Annotated in this window: 18 protein-coding genes, 1 tRNA gene and 2 pseudogenes; 10 read left to right on the plus strand and 11 right to left on the minus strand. The window is 66.9% G+C overall.

Translation table 11 applies throughout. The annotated features are described in order from the left end of the window. Positions 1-14 precede the first annotated feature (14 nt). Both AB0H54_RS30705 and AB0H54_RS30710 read right to left on the minus strand, forming a co-directional pair. Positions 15-1,511, minus strand: a pseudogene (locus AB0H54_RS30705) (MDR family MFS transporter); the annotation flags it as partial. 37 nt (positions 1,512-1,548) lie between these two features. After that, positions 1,549-2,046 carry a MarR family winged helix-turn-helix transcriptional regulator gene (locus tag AB0H54_RS30710; protein ID WP_357350161.1) on the minus strand — a complete coding sequence of 166 codons (498 nt, stop codon included), beginning with the start codon at positions 2,044-2,046 and terminating at the stop codon, positions 1,549-1,551. Between the two features lie 197 nt (positions 2,047-2,243). Here AB0H54_RS30710 and AB0H54_RS30715 point away from each other — a divergent pair, with 197 nt between their 5' ends. Next, positions 2,244-3,002, plus strand: a complete 759-nt coding sequence (locus AB0H54_RS30715) for an SDR family oxidoreductase (RefSeq protein WP_357350163.1) — start codon at positions 2,244-2,246, stop codon at positions 3,000-3,002. A 45-nt stretch (positions 3,003-3,047) separates the two neighbouring features. Here AB0H54_RS30715 and AB0H54_RS30720 read toward each other — a convergent pair whose 3' ends face one another. Continuing rightward, positions 3,048-3,935, minus strand: a complete 888-nt coding sequence (locus AB0H54_RS30720) for an AraC family transcriptional regulator (RefSeq protein ID WP_357350165.1) — start codon at positions 3,933-3,935, stop codon at positions 3,048-3,050. Positions 3,936-4,118: 183 nt separating this feature from the next. Here AB0H54_RS30720 and AB0H54_RS30725 point away from each other — a divergent pair, with 183 nt between their 5' ends. From AB0H54_RS30725 to AB0H54_RS30735, 3 genes are all read left to right on the plus strand, one after another. Beyond that, positions 4,119-4,436 (plus strand): antibiotic biosynthesis monooxygenase, encoded by a 318-nt coding sequence (locus tag AB0H54_RS30725; protein WP_357350167.1) that lies wholly within the window; start codon positions 4,119-4,121, stop codon positions 4,434-4,436. 31 nt (positions 4,437-4,467) lie between these two features. After that, positions 4,468-5,421 carry an alpha/beta hydrolase gene (locus AB0H54_RS30730; protein ID WP_357350169.1) on the plus strand — a complete coding sequence of 318 codons (954 nt, stop codon included), beginning with the start codon at positions 4,468-4,470 and terminating at the stop codon, positions 5,419-5,421. A 561-nt stretch (positions 5,422-5,982) separates the two neighbouring features. Continuing rightward, a complete protein-coding gene (locus AB0H54_RS30735) occupies positions 5,983-6,297 on the plus strand; it encodes a hypothetical protein (protein WP_357350171.1) in 315 nt (104 codons plus the stop codon). 46 nt (positions 6,298-6,343) lie between these two features. Here the strand turns inward: AB0H54_RS30735 and AB0H54_RS30740 are convergent, their stop codons facing one another. Further along, entirely contained in the window at positions 6,344-7,174 is an 831-nt protein-coding gene (locus tag AB0H54_RS30740) for a hypothetical protein (RefSeq protein ID WP_357350173.1), read from the minus strand. Between AB0H54_RS30740 and AB0H54_RS30745 the strand changes: the two genes are divergently transcribed. Both AB0H54_RS30745 and AB0H54_RS30750 read left to right on the plus strand, forming a co-directional pair. Further along, the gene (locus AB0H54_RS30745) at positions 7,173-7,520 is read left to right on the plus strand and encodes an Lsr2 family protein (RefSeq protein ID WP_357350175.1); all 348 of its coding nucleotides are present in this window, start codon (positions 7,173-7,175) and stop codon (positions 7,518-7,520) included. The genes AB0H54_RS30740 and AB0H54_RS30745 overlap by 2 nt on opposite strands. Positions 7,521-7,678: 158 nt before the next feature. Beyond that, positions 7,679-8,059, plus strand: coding sequence for a DoxX family protein (locus AB0H54_RS30750; RefSeq protein ID WP_357350177.1), 381 nt, complete (start codon positions 7,679-7,681; stop codon positions 8,057-8,059). 775 nt (positions 8,060-8,834) lie between these two features. On the opposite strand, the gene AB0H54_RS30755 is transcribed toward AB0H54_RS30750, so the two are convergent. Then, positions 8,835-9,761, minus strand: coding sequence for an alpha/beta hydrolase (locus tag AB0H54_RS30755; protein WP_357350179.1), 927 nt, complete (start codon positions 9,759-9,761; stop codon positions 8,835-8,837). Positions 9,762-10,082: 321 nt separating this feature from the next. Beyond that, positions 10,083-11,084: a WYL domain-containing protein gene (locus AB0H54_RS30760; RefSeq protein ID WP_357350181.1), complete on the minus strand. Its 1,002-nt coding sequence runs from the start codon at positions 11,082-11,084 to the stop codon at positions 10,083-10,085. A gap of 94 nt (positions 11,085-11,178) precedes the next feature. On the opposite strand from AB0H54_RS30760, the gene AB0H54_RS30765 reads away from it, so the two are divergent. Continuing rightward, positions 11,179-12,021: an NAD(P)H-binding protein gene (locus tag AB0H54_RS30765; protein WP_357350183.1), complete on the plus strand. Its 843-nt coding sequence runs from the start codon at positions 11,179-11,181 to the stop codon at positions 12,019-12,021. Positions 12,022-12,369: 348 nt separating this feature from the next. Here AB0H54_RS30765 and AB0H54_RS30770 read toward each other — a convergent pair whose 3' ends face one another. From AB0H54_RS30770 to AB0H54_RS30780, 3 genes are all read right to left on the minus strand, one after another. Then, the gene (locus tag AB0H54_RS30770; protein ID WP_357350185.1) at positions 12,370-13,158 is read right to left on the minus strand and encodes a ferritin-like domain-containing protein; all 789 of its coding nucleotides are present in this window, start codon (positions 13,156-13,158) and stop codon (positions 12,370-12,372) included. A gap of 430 nt (positions 13,159-13,588) precedes the next feature. After that, a tRNA-Leu gene (locus tag AB0H54_RS30775) sits at positions 13,589-13,673 on the minus strand. Positions 13,674-13,723: 50 nt separating this feature from the next. Then, positions 13,724-14,236, minus strand: a complete 513-nt coding sequence (locus AB0H54_RS30780) for a PadR family transcriptional regulator (protein WP_357350186.1) — start codon at positions 14,234-14,236, stop codon at positions 13,724-13,726. Positions 14,237-14,340: 104 nt separating this feature from the next. Between AB0H54_RS30780 and AB0H54_RS30785 the strand changes: the two genes are divergently transcribed. Next, positions 14,341-14,895: a hypothetical protein gene (locus AB0H54_RS30785; RefSeq protein ID WP_357350188.1), complete on the plus strand. Its 555-nt coding sequence runs from the start codon at positions 14,341-14,343 to the stop codon at positions 14,893-14,895. A 27-nt stretch (positions 14,896-14,922) separates the two neighbouring features. Here the strand turns inward: AB0H54_RS30785 and AB0H54_RS30790 are convergent, their stop codons facing one another. After that, positions 14,923-16,197, minus strand: coding sequence for a glycosyltransferase 87 family protein (locus tag AB0H54_RS30790; protein WP_357350190.1), 1,275 nt, complete (start codon positions 16,195-16,197; stop codon positions 14,923-14,925). 130 nt (positions 16,198-16,327) lie between these two features. Continuing rightward, positions 16,328-16,573 carry a hypothetical protein gene (locus AB0H54_RS30795; protein ID WP_357350192.1) on the minus strand — a complete coding sequence of 82 codons (246 nt, stop codon included), beginning with the start codon at positions 16,571-16,573 and terminating at the stop codon, positions 16,328-16,330. Here AB0H54_RS30795 and AB0H54_RS30800 point away from each other — a divergent pair. Together AB0H54_RS30800 and AB0H54_RS30805 are read left to right on the plus strand one after the other, a co-directional pair. Beyond that, positions 16,556-16,738 (plus strand): hypothetical protein, encoded by a 183-nt coding sequence (locus AB0H54_RS30800; RefSeq protein WP_357350194.1) that lies wholly within the window; start codon positions 16,556-16,558, stop codon positions 16,736-16,738. The genes AB0H54_RS30795 and AB0H54_RS30800 overlap by 18 nt on opposite strands. 201 nt (positions 16,739-16,939) lie before the next feature. Next, positions 16,940-18,902 (plus strand): annotated as a pseudogene (locus AB0H54_RS30805) (hypothetical protein); the annotation flags it as partial.

The raw sequence follows: 18,902 nt of genomic DNA on the forward strand, positions 1-18,902 counted from the left end.
TCGAGGGCAGGATCGATGTCGATCGTGTTGCGCAGCGGACGGTTCGGCAGCAGGGCCGTCGCCAGGAGCGCGACAACCGCGGCACCCGCGGCGATGAGGAAGATCCGACCGGTCGCATCACCGTAGGCGGCGCGCACGACCGTGACGACCGGTGCAGGCAGAGCATGGAGATTCAGGCTGCCGCCACCGGCGGAACCGCCGCTCGTCACGCCGAGCTGGGCGAAACCTTCCGCCGACAGTTCGGTCACCCGGGAGGCCAGGACCGAGCCGAGCACCGAGACGCCGATCGCGCCGCCGAACGTGCGGAAGAACGCGACGCTGCTGGACGCGGCGCCGATATTGTGCACGCTCACCGTGTTCTGCACGGCCAGTACCAGGTTCTGCATCAGCATGCCGACGCCGAGCCCCACGACGGCGATGTAGATGCCGACGAGCCACAGATCGGTGGCGTGATCGAGTGTCGAGAGCAGCCCGAACCCGGCCACCAGCAATGCGCCGCCGGTGACGACGAACGACTTCCATTTCCCGAACCGGGTGATCAGCTGTCCCGAACCGGTCGACCCGACGAGCATGCCCATCACCAGGGGGATCGTCAGGACGCCGGCCATCGTCGGCGAGTAGCCGCGCGCGGTCTGGAAATACTGGCCGAGGAAGGTGGTCGACCCGAACATGCCGACGCCGACAGCGATCGAGGCGACGATCGCCAAGCCGGTGGTGCGTTCGGTGACGATCGACAGCGGGATGATCGGTGACTTGACCCGCGATTCGACCACAACGGTCGCGACGAGCAGCAGCACACCCGAACCGACATACAGAGCCGATTCGCGGGAGAACCAGTCGTAGTAGCCCGCCTTCCCGGCGAACGAGACCCAGATGAGCAACACCGACACACCCGCGGTCAGCAAGGCGGCACCGAACCAGTCGATCGACACACCCTCCTTGCGTTCGGTGGGCAACCGCAGGGTTCGTTGCAACAGCAGCAGGGCGATGACAGCCAGCGGCACGCACACGAAGAAGCACCAGCGCCAGCCGAGCGGGCTGTCGACGATGACGCCACCGAGGATGGGCCCGCCCGACATCGACACCGCCATCACCGCGCCCATGTAGCCGGAATAGCGGCCACGTTCCCGCGGCGAGACGATGGAACCGATGATCGCGACGACGAGTGCGGTCAGTCCACCCATGCCGATGCCCTGGACGACGCGTGCCGCCAACAGGATCGGCACGGTGCTCGCGAAACCCGCGATCACCGAACCGATGACGAAGATGACGATGGCCGACTGGACCAGCACCTTCTTGTTGAACAGATCGGCGAACTTGCCCCAGATCGGGGTGGACGCGGCGTTGGCCAGCAACGCCGTGGTGATGACCCAGGCGTACGCGGTCTGCGACCCCTCCAGGTCCCCGATGATCGTCGGCAGCGCGGTCGACACGATCGTGGTGCTGAGCAACGCCGTGAACAGCGCCGCCAGCAGTCCCGTCATCGCCTCCAAGACCTGACGGTGCGTCATCGCGGCAGGGGCACGCCCGGTCTCGGTCTCGGCTGAACTAGACATCCATTTCCTGACTTTCTGTCGATACCGGTCGGCGTTCACCCACCGCGATGTGGGGCGGAGCGGCCGCCAGTGAATTCCTCAGCTTCTGGACGACCGCGATGGCCTGCTCGGCCTCGACTTCGGTCCAATCGGCCAGCGCGGTTCGCAATCCTCGCGCCCGCGACTCCCGGACGCGCCGCAGCAGATCGCTGCCCTGGTCGGTGATCCGAATGAGGGTGACCCGGCCGTCGAGGGGATCGGCGTGGCGGGCGATATTGCCCGAGCTCACCAGCTCGGCTACATGCCTGCTCAGTGTCGATTGGCTGATACACAAGTCCGCGGCCAGATCCACCTGCCGCGACGGCCCCCTGGCCTCGAGTGAGCCCAGCACGCCGACACCACCGGGAAGCAGGTCCCCCTCGTCAGGGTGCGCGAGCGTAGCGCGGATCGCTCGGCCCATGTAATAGAGCTCCCTGATCAGGCCTCGAGCCGTCTCGGGTGACACTGCCATGCCAACTCCCACCTGCAAATAGTTGCTTGCGCTAACCAACCATATACACACTACTTGCATTATGCAACTAACTATTGATCGCCCTCGGCGACAGTAGAGGAATAGGCAAGTCCCTGATGGTTTCCGTCTACGGCGAAAGGACCATGTCGCATTGAATAGAAGCAGTTCACAACCTCACCACAAGGCAGGTTCACCACATGAAGATCGCACTCATCACCGGAGGTAGTGCCGGTATCGGGCAAGCTACCGCGCGTCTGCTGGCCAGGCGGGGAATCGGAGTCGTCACCACCTTCCGGTCGCACCCCGGCGATGCCGAACAGACCGTCGCCGACATCGAGGCCGAGGGCGGCGCAGCGATCGCGCTGCCCCTGGACCTGGCCCGAGTCGAGGGCATCGACGACTTCATCGATGGATTGCGGAGCGAGATGGAATCACGTTGGGGCACCGGCACACTCGACTATCTGGTCAACAACGCCGGCATCGGCGGCCCGGCGATGTTCGCCGATATCACCGAGGAAACCTTCGATACTTTCCACAACGTGCTGTTCAAAGGCCCGTACTTCTTGACCCAGAAGCTACTTCCGGTGCTCGCCGATGGCGCGGCGATCGTCAACACCGGCAGCACCTCCGCCCTGCCCTCCCGCACGACTCCCGGATACTCCGCCTACGCGGCGTACAAGAGTGCCATGCACACCGTGACGGCATTCTGGGCGAAAGAGCTCGCGCACCGCGGAATCCGGGTCAACGCGGTGGCGCCCGGAACGACGCGGACGAGAATCGCCGACGACGCTTTCTCCAGGATGCCCGAGCTGGTCCCGGCCATCGCCGAGGCGATCGCGCTGGGCCGCATCGGCGAACCCGACGACGTCGCCCAGGCCATCGCGTTCCTGCTCAGCGATGCCGCGGCGTGGGTCACCGGACAGGTGCTCGAAGTCTCCGGTGGCGAGCGGCTCTGAAGCGCCCCACCGGTCGAGGTTCCGCCGCGCGGTGCGGGCCGAACACTATCCGGCAGCAATCGTTTGAGATACCGCGGCCGCGCGACTGGGCGCGGTACCGAACAGGCGACGATACTCCCGGCTGAACTGTGACGCGCTGTCGTAGCCGACACGATGGGCCACGCCGGTGACGTCGCGGGAGTTCGACGCCAACAGCAGTCTGGCCTGCTGGAGCCGGATGTGCTTCTGGAACTGGATCGGGCTCTGCGCGGTGACGATCTGGAAATTGCGATAGAACGCCGAGGAACTCATCCCGGACAGACGAGCCAGGTCGTCGACACGGAACGGCTCGTCATAGTGATCCCGGATCCAGCGCACCGCCCGGCCGATGTGGTGCAAGCCGCTCTCGGCCAGCCCGAGCTGACGCACGGCCTCGCCCTGCTCGCCGGTGATCAGTCGCCACAAGATCTCCCGTGTGATCAATGGCGCCAAGGCCGCCTGGTCGCGCGGGTGGTCGAGCAATCGAACGAGGCGGGTCAGGGCATCGAGGAGTTCAGCGGTCAGGCTGCCGACCGCGACCGCGGGCACAGTCCTGCGCTGTGGGCGCGGCAGCTCGCCCGCGCCCGCGTCCAGAAGCAGATCGGCGATCGCGATCGGGTCCAGGACCAACGCGAGCCCGAGCGCAGGCGTCTCCGGGCTCGCACCGATGAACGAGCCGGTGACCGGCAGGTCCAGCGAGGTGATGAGGTAATCGCCCGGTCGATATTCGAGCATCTCCGCACCGACCGCGAGACGCTTGGCGCCCTGAGCAAGCACAGCCAGCACGGTCCCCGACATCTGCGTCTCCGGCGGGCCCGACCGCTGCACGGCCGCGATGTGCAGACCCTCGATCGCGGTGGTCTCGTCGGCGCGCACATGCCTGGACAGCAGCGCGCCGAGTTCGTCGATGCTCATGCATCGATGACACCACGCCGCTGTATCAGTCCTCCAGAAGATCGGAGTATCAGGCAAATCTCCAGGACGATCTTCCTACCGTTCGAGCATGTCCAGCAGCTTGAATTAGAACATCACTTCCTCCCGACACCACATGTGAAAGACACAGATCGGGAGGATCACACAAGAACCGAAGGAGTCGAAATGAACATCGGATATGGATTCAATGCCCTGCTGACCGCCAAGCCGGGAATGGCCGACCGGTTGGTCGAGGTGCTGCTGACCGGTCTCGACGCCGGCAATCCCGGCGCCAGCGAGCACTGCCTGGTGTATCTGGTCTGCCGTTCGTCGTCGGACCCCGATCTGGTGCACGTCACCGAGGGCTGGACCAGCGAGGAACACCATCACCGGCTCTTCGCCGGCGCGGCAGCCCAAGCATTGGTCGCCGAGGTCGGCGAACTCGTCGCAGCGGAAGGCCCTTATACCGACTACGTCCCCGTCGGCGGCAAAGCCGCCTTCTGACCCCGATCACCCACCACCACAAAGGATTCCGATGAAATCACCGGCCCGCCCCGCCCTCGACCCCGAACTCGGCACCCTGATCACCGACATGCCGCTCATCCCCGAGATCACCTCCGAGATCCTGACGCAGCTACGGCAGATTCCCGCCACACCGCTCGAGACCCTGCTGGCAGACCGTCAGATCCATCGCCGCGAGGTCCACGTGCCAGGCACCGACGGCTACGACATCCCGATGACCGTCCTGACACCCCACACCACCACCACCGCACCGTGCGTGTACTGGATGCACGGTGGCGGCATGATCATGGGCGACCGGTTCTCTCAACTGGACATCCCACTCGAGTGGCTCGACGCGATCGGCGCCGTCGTGGTCACCGTCGACTACCGCCTCGCCCCCGAATACGGCGGCATCATCCCCGTGCGGGACTGCTACGACGGGCTGCGGTGGGTCGCCGACCATGCCGACGAACTCGGCATCGACCCGCACCGCATCGTCACAGCGGGCACCAGCGCCGGGGGCGGACTCGCCGCCGGGACCACCCTCATGGCCCGCGATCTCGGCGGCCCACCCATCGCCGCGCAGATCCTCAGCTGCCCGATGCTCGACCACCGCAACACCAGCACCTCCAGCTGGCAGTACTCGGGCGAGCCCACCGTCTGGACCCACGAAACCAACACCTTCGCCTGGAACGCCCTGCTGGCCGCGCTCCCCGATGCTCAGGTCCCCGCCTACATCTCCCCCGCCCTTGCCGACGATCTCTCCGGCCTACCACCCACCTATATCGACGCGGGATCAGCCGAAGTCTTCCGCGACGAGGACGTCGAATTCGCCAGCCGCATCTGGGCATCGGGCGGCCAGGCCGAACTCCATATCTGGGCGGGCGGATTCCACGGTTTCGACGCGCTGTTCCCCGAAGCCGGCCTGTCCGCGGCCGCCCGTCGAACTCGCACCGAATGGTTGCGCCGCACCGTACCGGGCGCCTAAGCGACAACGATGAGCCCTCGGTGGCACCGAGGATGCGTAGACCACGTGGGCGTCCTGTCGGCGACCGTGCGGGGCAGAAATTGGCGTCGAAAGCTTCCGCTGTCGAGGCATCAGCCTGCCAGGGCTCAGACCGACCGCGACGGTATCCCGACGCAGGACAACTCGGATGTGGCGGCGGAGCAACCTCGCCGCGGTTGCGCGGGCGTGTTCTCGAATAGGCTCGATGTGTGGAGTACGAGGCGGTCTACTCGTTTATCTATCGCGCGGTGAACGAGGGCAGTGATGACCCGGACAACCCGTATGCCGGTGTGCGATTCGTCAGGGAGGAGGGCGAACCGCTCGCGCATGCTGCGGCTCCGCCCCGGCGTGTACCCGTTTGCGGAACGACCAGACGATTCGTCGTTCCGGGTATGCCATGGTCGGATCCTGTGTGGAGTGATTACAAGCGTTGCCCGGAGTGCGAAGTGCTGTGCCCGTTGTAGCCGTGCCGATCGGCTGTTCATCCGCTTCCAAGCGGTGGTGCCTAATCGCCACGGCTGGTTTCCAGGAGTGTTCGCCCTCGTGAACGGGCTGGCATCGGCGGGTCACCTGACCGCCGTTCAAGAGCGATTCCGTCAGCGCGAAAATGCCTGGTACAAGGCCAATCTCATCGACCCAAGCGTTGCAGACCCTTCCGTCTACGATCTTTGGGCGCATCCGGGTGCCACAGCCTGGTTCAAGGCCTCGGCCACTGAAATGATCTCTCGCATAGAGGGTTACACGGCGATTCTCGACGCGCACGGGGTGAGGTGGGCTCGCTTGCGCTCCGGAAGTCCGGGCGATGTCCTCTACGAGGACATCCATCAGGTCATCGCGAAACCCGCGTGTCCGAGCTGATGACTGCGGAAGGGCAGCGAGACGGCCCCACGCACGCAGTCGCGCATTAGTGACGTTCGGTCGACCGATCGGCGATCCGCATCGCCCACTCGTACAGCAAGGCCGGATCACCCAACGTCGCCCTGGCCGCGCGACGAGTCCCCGTACCACCCGCGGCGGACAGCAGATCGTAGAGCCCGAGGTGCACCCATTCCCACAGCATGCTGTCGAAGTTGTACGACATCATCGCCCGTTCGACCCGACCGCGAATCTCGATGATCTCCGTCGGGGACAAACCCAGACGGTGCAGCCGGTCCTCGGTGGACCGTTCGGCGTCGGCGTCGAGTGCGGTGTCGAGGAAAGGTTCGAGCAGATCAGCCCAGATGTCGGGACGGCTGCGGACCGGGAGTACGTTGCGCGAGCAGAACTCCGCCAACGCGGACCGATCCACGGCGCTGACGAACAACGTCTCGCCGCCCACAGTACGGACTTCCGGCGGCAACGCGGCCGGGTCGACATCACGGATCTGGTCGGCCGCGACCGTCCCGTGCGGGTACACCGAAGCGCCCACGAACGGGTAGTCCGTGAACCGGATCTCGGACTCGGCAATGAACACCTGCATCCGTTCATTGTGACCGCCGAAGAGACACTCAGAACGGGCATGTGACCAACAACAGACAAGACGCGCCGAGCCTGAGTCGATCGACAGCAAAGCGGTGCGATTCGGCTCGAGTTCGCGGAATTGCTGTGGTGTATGCCGATCGGGATCGACACCCTCCCGGTCGATTACCGAAACTGCGGTCCACGGGAAAAGCGCGGGCGTGAGATAGTCATTGATAATGCTCCCTCCACCCGGCGGCAGCGCCGGACCATTTCGACCAGACAGGAACTCCCGCATGGCGCGCAAAGTGGTAGTCGACCTCGTCGACGACATCGACGGCACCACCCCTGCTACAGAAACGGTCACTTTCGGTATCGATGGCGCACTCTACGAAATCGACCTCTCCGACAGCAACGCCACCGAGCTCCGGACCACCTTGGAGCAATGGGTTCCGCACGCCCGCAAGACCGGCCGCACAGCCAAGTCGACCAGTCGAAACGCTCCCGCACCGGCCAAGACGGCGCGCAGCCGCAGCGATCTCTCCGCGATCCGCACCTGGGCCGCGGAAAACGGACATAAAGTCTCCGCGCGCGGCCGCATCGCCGCAGACATTGTCGACGCCTACAACCAGGCCGTCGCCTGATCGGCACGCAGCGAGCTAGCTCCCCCGCCGGCGCAACCAACTCCACGATCCGACTGCCGACCGCGCCGAACAATCCGTGTCGCTAATCCACCGTGCTGAACCCCTCGACCAGCAGAATGGCACACGGCCTGTCAGTGACACGAGAAAGAGGTGCCTTCATGAACATCGCACTATGGATCGTCGCCGCGTTCCTGGCCGCCGTGTTCACCATGTCGGGCGTACTGAAACTCGCGCAGTCCAAAAGCAAGCTCGCCGAGTCCGGCATGGGCTGGGTCGAGAACTTCGAACCGGGAACCATCAAAGCGATCGGAGCGCTGGAACTTCTCGGTGCCGTGGGGCTCATCGTGCCCGCAGCACTCGGCATCGCCACCGTCCTTACACCGTTGGCCGCGGTCGGCCTGATCTTCGTGATGGCAGGCGCGATCGTGGTTCATCAGCGGCGACAGGAATACCCGTTCGTCGCGGTGAACATCGTCTTGCTCGTCCTGGCCGCCTTCGTGGCTTGGGGCCGGTTCGGCCCTTATTCGTTCGGGGATTGACCCGCGACGGCAGCGGAATCGCTGGGCCTGCACCCCAAACCTCTGGGCCGGCTCGAAATGTCTGGTTGCGCCCCGAGAGGACCTTCGGGATGATGATCGGCAAGGGGTCCCATCGAAAGCCGTTGGAGGGCAACCCAGTCTGACATATTCGCGACGCCACGTTGATCCTCATGCTGTACAGCCCACTACGGGGGGTTATCGCATCTGGCACGGCCGCGTCGGTAGAGCGCACGGAGTGTGCCGCTTCGAGTGCGGCGCACTCCAGGTTGTGGGTCTGTGTTGGTCTGCAACTTCTGGATGGGGCTGCATCCTGATTCCGGGTGCCCAATCGGCAAGTAGACGCCTGTTTGAGGCACACCCATCTTTGATCTGCGCCACTGAAGGAGTCGGTGTGTTCGAAATTGCCTTGCTTGGTTCGCTGTGTTTCATCTGCTACATGACGCTGTGCATAGTCGTGGTGCTCCGTACTGGCAGCGCAGCGGGCTTGCGTGAGGTCGCGATCGCTGTCCACGGATTGCGTCGGTTGACTCTGCGCTAGTCGCGGACAAGCGAGCCGCGACCGGGCAGCTCACTACCGGTCGAAGCACGACGAAGGCCCCGGCCACCCTCACACTCTGTGGGTGGCCGGGCCTTTCGGGTTCTGCTGGTGGTGGGGTTCGCAGCTGAACGAGGCCGGCTAGAAGCGCTGTTCGCCTAGATTTCGGCTCGCCATGTTCGTGACCGGAGCACCCGTTGAGCGTGGAGGCACGCTCCGGGCGAGCATTCGGTGCGCGATTCAGAGGTTGGCATCGAAGAAGGGAATCAGCGCGTCGAGGGCGATCTTCACCGGCTCGGGGCGGTCGTAGAGGTCGTAGTGTGAGTACCCCTCGGCCACGACCAACTGCTTCTTCTCGGACCGGGCGCGGCGGTAGATCTCGAGTCCGTCCCGATAGGAGCCGAACGCGCCCGGCTTGTCGCCGACGACGACGCACAGCGGCTGCGTGAGCAGCACTTCCGCATGGGTGAACGCGTCCCAGCCGTATCCCGCGGCGCGCCGCGAGATCATGCTGCGAGTCGCACCATGAGGCTGCTCGCCGCGGGAGGTCTTGTAGTACTCGGTTGCCTCGACCACGTCGATGTCGAGTCCCTCGGCGGCCGCCACCGAGGGCGGGAGCAGGTTCTCGACAACCGGATCGGCGCCACGGGCTTCGGCCGTGCGCTGGGCTGCGATCGCCTCCAAGGCCACGATCGGGTCATACCCGCTGAAAGCTTCATGGAGCAGGTGGCCGAAGTTCACGCCGACGACGCTGCCGACGACCTTGATTCGCCGTTCGGTCGTCGCGGCGCTGATGGAGTACCCTCCCCCACCACAGATTCCGAGCACTCCGATCCGGTCCGTGTCGACGTACGGGAGGGTGACGAGGTGGTCGATGACGTAGCTGAAGTCCTGCACGCGCTGCGTGGGATCTTCGATGAATCGGGGCTCACCACCGCTGGCGCCCTGGTAGCTGGCGTCGAAGGCGACGGCGACGTAGCCCGCGTCGGCGAGTGCCGTTCCGTAGACATTCCCCGAGGTCTGTTCTTTGCAGCTACCGATCGGATGGGCGGTGATGACGACGGGATACTTCCGGGTCTCGTCGAACCCCGGCGGCAGGTAGATGTTCGCGGCGATATCCCAGTACGGCGTCCGTACCGTGGCCGAGACGATGTTGTCGATGCTCATAGGGATGTTCCCTTCAGGTAGCAGCTGGGGCCGTCCGCGCTGGAGGCCGACGTCATGCCTCACCCACTGTTCAGCGATTCGTTGTGCGGCGACAGAGTCCCGTTGTCGGGGGTACCCGCAGTTCCCCTCTCGGAGCGGCGGTCACTTCGCGCGTGAAATGACCGCCGCGGGTAGTCCACGATCTCGACCGCGTCAACGCATCCATTGACGGCCGAGCTGTAGCACCTGCTCTGTCCGAGCCAACGCACTGCCCCCACGCCGAGTGCCGACCACGGCGCGCAATCCGATTCTCGAGGGTGGTGCGGGATCGGGACGGAGGCTTCAAGGCCCCGCCGCGGCCGCGAACGCGGCAGCTCGGTCCCGCAGCAGCGCGACCAACTCAGGTGAGTCGACCACCTCGAAAGGCCAACGCACCCACAGCAGTCCACCAGCCAGCGTCTCGAGGCGCGTATCGGCGATGCACCAATGCGTCCCTGGCTCGCCCGAGGGGAGGACGGCCGGTGAGAAGTCGGTGGCGAAACCGCCCATGTAGGCCTGCACCTGGTCGATCGGGGCGTGGATCAGGATGGTGGCGGCGTGCTGGCGTGGCGGCGCTCCCAGTTGGGCGGCCAAGAACGCCCCGGGATCGCCGCCGGGAACCGTACGCGGGGGAAATCGCAGACCGGTCGGATCGGCGCGGGTGATCCGGTCGGCACGCAGGACCCGCCAGCCACGCTCGAGGTCGCGGCCGATGAGGTACCACCGAGAGCCGCGCGGCACCAAGGCGACGGGTTCGATTCGGCGCACGGAGTCGGTGCCCGCCTCCGTCCCGACGGTATTCATGTATCGCAGTCGAACTTGCTCGGAGTCGCGGCAAGCCAGGGCGAGAACGCCGAGAATTCCGGCGTCCAGCGGTGCCGGATAGGCCCCGGGTGTCACCCCGGCGGCATCCCCGAGTGCCATGGACGAGCGCAGTGCCCGCATGCGGCGGGTGATCGAAGCGGGGAGTACCTGCTCGATCTTGGCCAGCGCGGTCAGCGCCAATTCGCTTCCGCCTGCCGAGCCGTTCGCCGCGGACGAGGCGAGTGCGGCGGCGAGCGCGAGCGCCTCGTCGGCGGTGAAAACCAGTGGCGGTAGGTCGCTTCCGGTGGCGAGGCGGTAACCCCCGACCGGACCGCGTTGCGCGGCGATCCGGTAGCCAAGCCCGCGTAGTCGCTCGATGTCGCGACGCAACGTCCGGCCCGGGACGCCGAGGCGTTCGGCCAGCTCCGTACCCGGCCACGAGCGGCGGGTCTGCAGCAGCTCGAGCAGCCGGAACGCGCGTTCGACCGAGGTGGACTCCATCCCACCACCTTTCCGAAATTGTGGACAGATTATGACCTAATCACCAACCAGTATGGACGTATCAACCCCGGCACCACAGCAAAGGAACGCAACGATGACCATCCTCGTCACCGGCGCGACGGGCTCCGTCGGCCGCCACCTCGTCGCCACCCTCGTCGCGCGCGGCGCGTCGGTCCGCGCGCTGACCCGCAAGCCCGAGGACGCGAACCTGCCCGAGAGTGTCGAGGTCGTCGCGGGCGATCTCGCCGATGCCTCGACCCTCGGCCCGCAGGTGTTCGAGGGCGTAGATCGAGCCTTCGTCTTTCCGGTAGACGGCGTGGACGTGTTCGTCCAGGCAGCCGTGGCCGCCGGCGTGCACCGCTTCACGGTCCTCTCCTCGCTGGCGGCGGCGATGGAGTTCCCGCGCGACCGAGGATCGGCCAGCCAGCGGCACCACAGCGCCGTAGAAGCCGCCGTCACCGACCGCACAGACGCCTGGACGATCCTGCGTCCCGGAACCTTCGCCAACAACCTGCTCTCCTGGGCCTGGCAGATCCGCTCGGGCGCACCGATCCGGGCGCCGTACCTGGGATCCGCGCAAGCACCGGTCCACGAATACGACATCGCGGAAGCCGCGGCCGAGACCTTGCTGTCCGACGACTACATCGGGGAAACGGTCGTGATCACCGGTCCCCAGGCACTGACGCGCACCGAACAGGTCACCGCCATCGGTGCCGTGATCGGCCGTGAGATCCCCCTGGTCGAGATCACCGCCGACGAGTTCGTGAGCGAGACAGCGCAGTTCATCCCGCAGCCGATCATGAAGATGCTGCTCGACTATTGGCGCGACACCCTCACCGTGCCCGACCAGGTGCGTCCCGTCACCTCCGTGACCGGCAGGCCAGGGCGCACCCTCACCGACTGGATCACCGATCACCGAGCCGACTTCGGTGGCTGATGGGGCAGAGCGCGTTCGCACGGCCCGCCGCATCGACCGGGGCGGGCCGTGCCGTGCCCGCCCCGATGCTTTCTGAAGGAAGAAGCCACAATGCCAGGTTGTCGTCGTGGGGATCGATGACAACCTGCGGTGCCGCGCGGTCAGCCGCTGCGCCGGGTGCGGTTACCGCTCTACCGCAGGGTCCGTTCGGAGCTGCCGCTGCGACCTCGTCTTGTAGGGCTGGCCATTGAATGTATCGGCGTATCTCGTGCTGCCCTGCCATGGTCTCCGGGGACTCCAACGCGCAGAATCGGACCGCTCGGACCATTTTCCCTATGTACTGCCCTCAGCGAAACATACTGGGCTGCATCAGGTCCAGACGTAGCATTGCGGATCCATCCGTCGCCACGCGCGGTTCATCTTGGCGTAGGCAGCTCGGCGGTAATGCGGCCATGTGTACCCGCCGGCGCGGAGCGCGCGGTGGTGGCCGACCCATACCAGGAGCATGACCGCGAGGAACAGGGCACGGTGGACGACCATGGTGCAGCGGAAGCGGGTACGCGATCGGTTGCGCAGCAGTACCGCGAGTCGCTCACATTGCAACCGCACGTGGGGCACCTCGTCGGCCAGGATCTGGGCGCAGACCGCACGCAGGACCGGTGAGCCGGTCGCCCGGCGAATCGCGTTGTAATAGACCATCGCCAGAACTTCGACCATGACCACCGGGGTGGTCCAGACCTCGATGTCGATGATGCTGTACCGAAGTCGGCGAAAGAGCGTGTCACCCCAATCAGCCTGTCGCCGTGGGATTCCCGCATCGTCCAAGATCCGGCCCAGCAGCGCGCCGTGACGTTGCTCCTCACGGATGAACAGATCGATGACATCGCGGTACGCGGGATCGTCGGTGGCAGCGGCGAACCGGTCCGCGGACGCCGCCAGATGTCGCCCATCCGATGTTTCGCCGAGCTGCCAGGCTTGCAGCGACCGGCGAAGGGGTGCCATCTCGGCTGGAGATGCCCCGACACCGTTCGATTGCCACGGAATCTCGCGCTGCTGGAGCGCATTCTGCTGGAAGTAGGACAGCCATTCCTCCGTGGAGCGCACTCGTCGCTCACCCACCCGTTCACCGACCGACGTCGCGTTCTTCGATTCCCGCACAGTCTCCCCCTCTGCTCGCCTCCAGTCGTACCCGAAGCGGGAGTCGGCCGCCAGGTGAACCTGCGAGGAGACCGAGGCCGAGCTACCGGGAGTCACTGTTTCCGGTAGCTCGGCGTGTAGGCAGTGAACGCTCGCCGGCAACCCTCGCCGAAGCGCAACCATCTGACAGTCCCGATGTCGAGGCGACCCGACGCGCCCTCACCGAACAGAACCGAAAACTTGAGATCTATCGACAGGCGCCGGAGGCCGGGACCGATCCGCAGCTCGTAGCATCCCGGACCGGATCCTGCGCGGGCTACTCAACGCCCTCCGCCGAGCCGATCCCGCCGACAAGCATCAGACGTATCGGAACCTCGGCCTGAAACTGACCTATAACGACAAAACACGGATGGTATCGCCGAAGCGATACCATCCGTGTGTGTAAAGAACGTGTCCGGAGGGGGACTTGAACCCCCACGCCCTAATACGGGCACTAGCACCTCAAGCTAGCGCGTCTGCCATTCCGCCACCCGGACTTGCTGGTGTGCCAAAAGATTATCCGACGCGGTGACGGAATCCAAATCGCCTAGGTGACCTGCTGTTTTGCCCACTCTGCCCACTCCTGGTTCATGCGGTAGAAGCGCTTGCCCCACTCGAGGGCGATGTGGCCGTTGGTGGAGAAGGGGTTGGCGGTCCAGTCGACCGCGGATTCGAGGATGCCGAGTTCAGCGAGGGCGGTCGCGGAGCGGGCCTCGAGGGTGGTGAGGTAGGTGATCGCTTCGGCGGGGGTGAGGGCGTCGAGGAAGAAGACGCGCAGGAGGGTTTCGTTGCGGGTGATCGGTTTGGGGGCGACTTCGGTGAGCCAGTGGTGGAGGTCGGCACGGCCGTCGGGGGTGATCGTGTATTCCTTGCGGCCGCGGGGGCCCTCGTCGGAGACGGTGATCTTGCCGGTGTCGGCGAGCTTGGTGAGCTCGGTGTAGATCTGGCTCTGGGTGGCGGGCCAGACGTTGGCGAGGGATTCCTTGAAGCGGTGGATCAGGTCGTAGCCGCTGGCGGGGCGGTCGGCGAGCAGGCCGAGCAGGGCGTGACGGAGGCTCATGCCTCTCACCTTACATTCCACTCTTGACATGTCGAAGTAGGAACCTCTAATTTCGACCTGTCTGAATTGGAATGTCGCGCTTCTCGCGTACTCAGGGAGTCACCATGTCCTACCTGCGCACCTTTGCTCCGTGGATCGTCTACGCGTTGGTTCCCGGCTCGTACTGGCAGTGGGCGGCGCTCGCCGCCGCCGTGCTCGCGCTCGCCGAGCTGGTGGTGCGCAGGCGGAGTGGGGCCGGGTTCGACGCGCTGATCATCGAGATCGGGACGCTGGCGTTCTTCGTGGGGCTGACCGCGCTGGCGTTCAGCGATCCCGACACCGGATTACACGCCTACTCCCCCGCGCTCTCGCACACCGCGCTGGCGCTGATCGCCGGTGTCTCGCTGGCCGTCGGGATGCCGTTCACCCTCGGGATCGCGAAACAGACCACACCGCAGGAGGTCTGGGCGGAGCCGCTGTTCGTGCGGACGGCGTATGTGCTCACCGCGGTGTGGACGGCGAGCTTCGCGGTCGGCGCGGTGCTGCTGGCGGCACTGGCGCACGCCGACACCTGGCCGCGGACGCTCGCGCACGCGCTGACGTTCGCGGTGCCGATGGTGTTCACCGTGCGGTACGTCGCCTACATCCAGGCCAAGGCGGCCGCGTTCGACGCTGTGTGAGCCGTTCAGGGCCCCTACGTCACCGGCTCAGCCGGCGCGTGCGGGCTCCGCGTCGACGGCGGGCTCGGCCGTCGACGCAGTGGCGGTGTGGCGACCGGTGACCAGGAACAGCACGACGAGGCCGACCGCCAGCCACACATAGGTGTCGCCGACGACGTGTTGCCACCACGCCCACGAGGTCTCCCGGTGTTCGCCGTCGGGCAGGAAGCTGTGCGGCGCGATGACGAAGACCGCGGCCACCACGACCGCCGTCGCGTACCAGCCGCGCGCGCTGGCGATGGGCAGGGTGCGCGCGTGGCAGACGATGGCGAGCAGGGCGGGCGCGATCCACACCCAGTGGTGCGACCACGAGATCGGCGAGAGCAGCAGGGTGAAGACCGCGTTGAGGGCCAGCGCGATCGCGGGGGCGTCGGCGGCCTTGCGCATCGCGGCGACGACGAGCACCAGCAGCAGGGCGCCCAGGACCAGCCAGAGGGCGTCGAAGGGCAGCCCGGTGATGTGCAGGCGGGCCAGCACGGCCTGGATGGACTGGTTGGTGTGGAAGGCCGAGCCGCTCAGGCCGGAGACGTTGCCGAGGCCGCCGAACCAGTAGCGGGTGGATTCGCCAGGCAGCAGCGCGAACGAGGCGATGGTGGCGACGGCGCCGGTGGCCGCGGCGGTGGCGGCGGCCTTGTAGTCCTTGCGGACCAGGAAGAACAGCACGAACGCGGCCGGCGTCAGCTTGATGGCGGCGGCCAGGCCGATCAGCATGCCGCGCGGGTAGCGGGTCTTGGGCAGCAGGCAGTCGGTGGCGACCAGCACCATCAGCAGCAGGTTGACCTGACCGAAGTCGATGGTCGAGCGCACCGGTTCCAGCAGCATCGCGGCGGGCAGCGCGCACGCGGTCACCAGCAGCGCGGCCTGGCGGTTGTCGCGGTGGTAGCGCCGGGCGACCAGGAACAGCGTCCAGGCGAGCGCGGCGATCGAGGCCACGACGTAGAGGATCTTGGCCACTCCCCAGGGCAGCAGCGCGAACGGCGCGAGCGCGATGGCGGCGAACGGCGGATAGATGAACGGCAGGCCGATCCCGATGGAGGTCTTGGGCAGCTGGCCGTACATGTCGGCGCCGTCGCGCATGGCCTCGATGCCGAGGCGATACACCTGCAGGTCGATGAAGCCGCCGGAGTACTGCTCGAACGGCCAGAGCGGGACGCGCACGCACACGATCGAGACGACGGTGAGCAGCACCGGCACCAGCCACCATGCTCGATTGATCGGGCGTGGGGAGGGCTGCCGCACGGGGTGGGTGGTGTCACTACTCATCCGCGGCGACTATACCGACTCACGTGCCGCGCCGCGCCATCGCCCGTCGGCGGCGGTGACCCGCGCAATAGCCAGCGGGATGCCCGATCGGGCTGGTCGGAGCGATTCCGGAGCCGACGATGCGACGCGTTCAGTCGTCCCGGTTGTAGCGGGTCAGGAGGCTCGCCGGCGTCGCGACGTCGGCGTCGGTCCAGTCCGCGAAACGGTCGGCGAAGGCCTCGCGACGGCGTTGCTCGGCCGCGCGCGCCACGGCCCGGGCCGCCTCGGCAGCGTGCAGGAGATGGTTGCGCCGGTTGCCCGGGTCGACCTCGCGGGTGAGATAGCCGAGCCGCTCGAGCGCGCCGACTTCGTCGAGGGATTGCGGACCCTGCTGCACTTCGACACCGCTACCGGGTTCGGGACACGGCTGCTCGGTCGGTTCGCGTGGCTCGCCGTGGGCGTGCTGCTCGTCGTCGCGGGTCGTCACGACGCCCGCAACACGCCGAAGCCGGTGGCGTCCGCCGCGGTCGAGGAGGAGATCGGCGAGTCGGTCGCCGTCTGACGGACGCGGCGGGAACCTCGCTCGCCGAAAATCGTTGCCGAGGCTTCGGATCCGGGATCCGGGCGCAGGTCAGCGGGTTCGCCAGGGCGTTGCGCGGAAAGGGTCGCGGTATCGCGTAGGGGCGAGTACGGTGTAGCGCGCAACCGCGGCCAGCGTCAGGCGCCGCGTGGGGGTCGAACGCGGAAAGGGTGGGCTGCACCGATGAATCATCCCGGCGCGCAACCTTTCGGCGACCCGATCCCGCTCGAACAGCGCTACACCAGCGCCGACCCGATCGACTGGTGCGGCGCCGAGGTGTATCCGATGTACGCCGAGGCGTTGCCGGCCGGGACGACGGCGGTGCGGTTGCGCGCGGTGTCGGTGATGCCGCCGCCCGAGGTGTCCGGGCTCGGCCTCGGGCTGACCGTGCAGGGCGGGTATGTGCACCTGAACGGGAAAACGTTGCAGGGCGTCGACATCTGGTACGACGCGCTCGCCGACGGGGTCGACATCACGGTCACCGCGGAGGGGCCGGAACCGCTGTTCACGCTCACGCCGGTCTGGGCGGTCGGCTCGGGGACCCAGCAGTCCTGGACCGGCAATTACGGCATGGTCATCGACCTGTATCCGGGCGGCTCGTCGACGCTGTGGTGCAGTACCGGGCCCGGCACACCGGATTTCAACGAACTCGTCGTCGAGCTGACCACCTTCCCGGCGCCCGACCCCGCACCGTTCGTGGCGCCGCCCTCGTCGACCGCGGCGCCGTCGATCCGGGCGGCCAGCGCGCACACTCCGTTCGCGCCGGTCACCATGCCGCCCACGCCGGCGATCACGGCCGCGATGCTGGCGGCCGGTCCCCCGGCGGGGTACGTGTTCTCGGCGGCCGACGCTCAGCCGGATGTCGCGCCCACCCCGCACCTGTCGGCACCGGCCGCGATGCGGACAGTCGACCACCCGGCGGCAGCCATTTCGGCAACCGATCCCCTGCCTGCCAACGCCCATCCGGCAACCGATCCGGCGGCGGCTCGCGCCATTTCGGCAACCGATCCCCTGGCAGCTACCGCTATTCCGGCTACCGATCCCCGGATAGCAGCCCCCATGTCGGCACGAGATCCGCGCGCATCATCCGCGATGCCGACAGCCGACCCCTGGGCAGCATCCGCCGTACCGGCAGTCAGTGCCCTGGCGGCCGATCCCCGAGCAACCACCAGAGCAGCGACCGAGCCTCCTTCGGCGGCCGCGATGCCGATCGCCGGCGGCCTGCCGACGGCTCATTCCCCAACTCCGGCCGCACGATCGGCAGCCGAGCCGTCCTCGGTGGCCGCGCCGCAGGCCGCCGACTTCGGGCCATCTGCGAGATCGGTAGCCGAACCTCCGTCAGGGGCGGCGATGCCGACCGCCGGTGCACCGTGGGAGGCCGATCGCCGAGCAGCTGCTGGAGCAGCGATCGAGTCATCTTCGGCGGTCGCGATGCCGATCGTCGGCGCCCTGTCGACGGCTCATCCTCCGACTCCGGCCGCAGGATCGGCAGGCGAGCCGTCCTCGGCGGCCTCTTCGCAGGCCGCCGGCTTCGGGGCATCCGCGAGACCGGCAGCCGAACCTCGGCCAGGGGCGGCGATGCCGACGGCGGGTGCAGTCTGGGCGGCCGATCCCCGAGGATCGGCCGCAGGACCGGCAACCGGATTCCCTTCGGAAGCCATGATGCCGATGCGAGGTGCCCTCGCGGCGGCCGATGCTCGCGCAACGGCCGAGAGGTCGGCAACCGAGCCTCGCTCGATGGACGCGATCCCGGTACGTGGTGGCCTGTCGACAGTCAGTTCCGAAGCAACGGCCGCACGATCAGCGGCCGACCATCCCCCTGCGGCCGCGGTGCCGGCGGACAGCTACTCGGAGGCGGACAGTTTCCGGATCGGGGACCCGGCACCAGCTGCCGAATTTCCGACGGCTGCCGCGCGGCCGACAACCGGCTATCCGGCGGCGGTCTCCGGGCAACCGACCCTGCCTACGCGACAGCCGACTCCGCATCCTGTGGATCCGACACCTGCCGTCGAGGACGGACTTTCCCTGGCACCGGCAGTCCCGCCGCCGTCGACCATCGCGGGGCACCAGGCAGCCACCGCACCGGCACTCATGCCCCCCACCATCGCGGCACAACAGGCAGCCACCGCACCGGCACTCATGCCCC

The organism is Nocardia sp. NPDC050718 (genome assembly GCF_040654235.1).
Lineage (GTDB): Bacteria > Actinomycetota > Actinomycetes > Mycobacteriales > Mycobacteriaceae > Nocardia.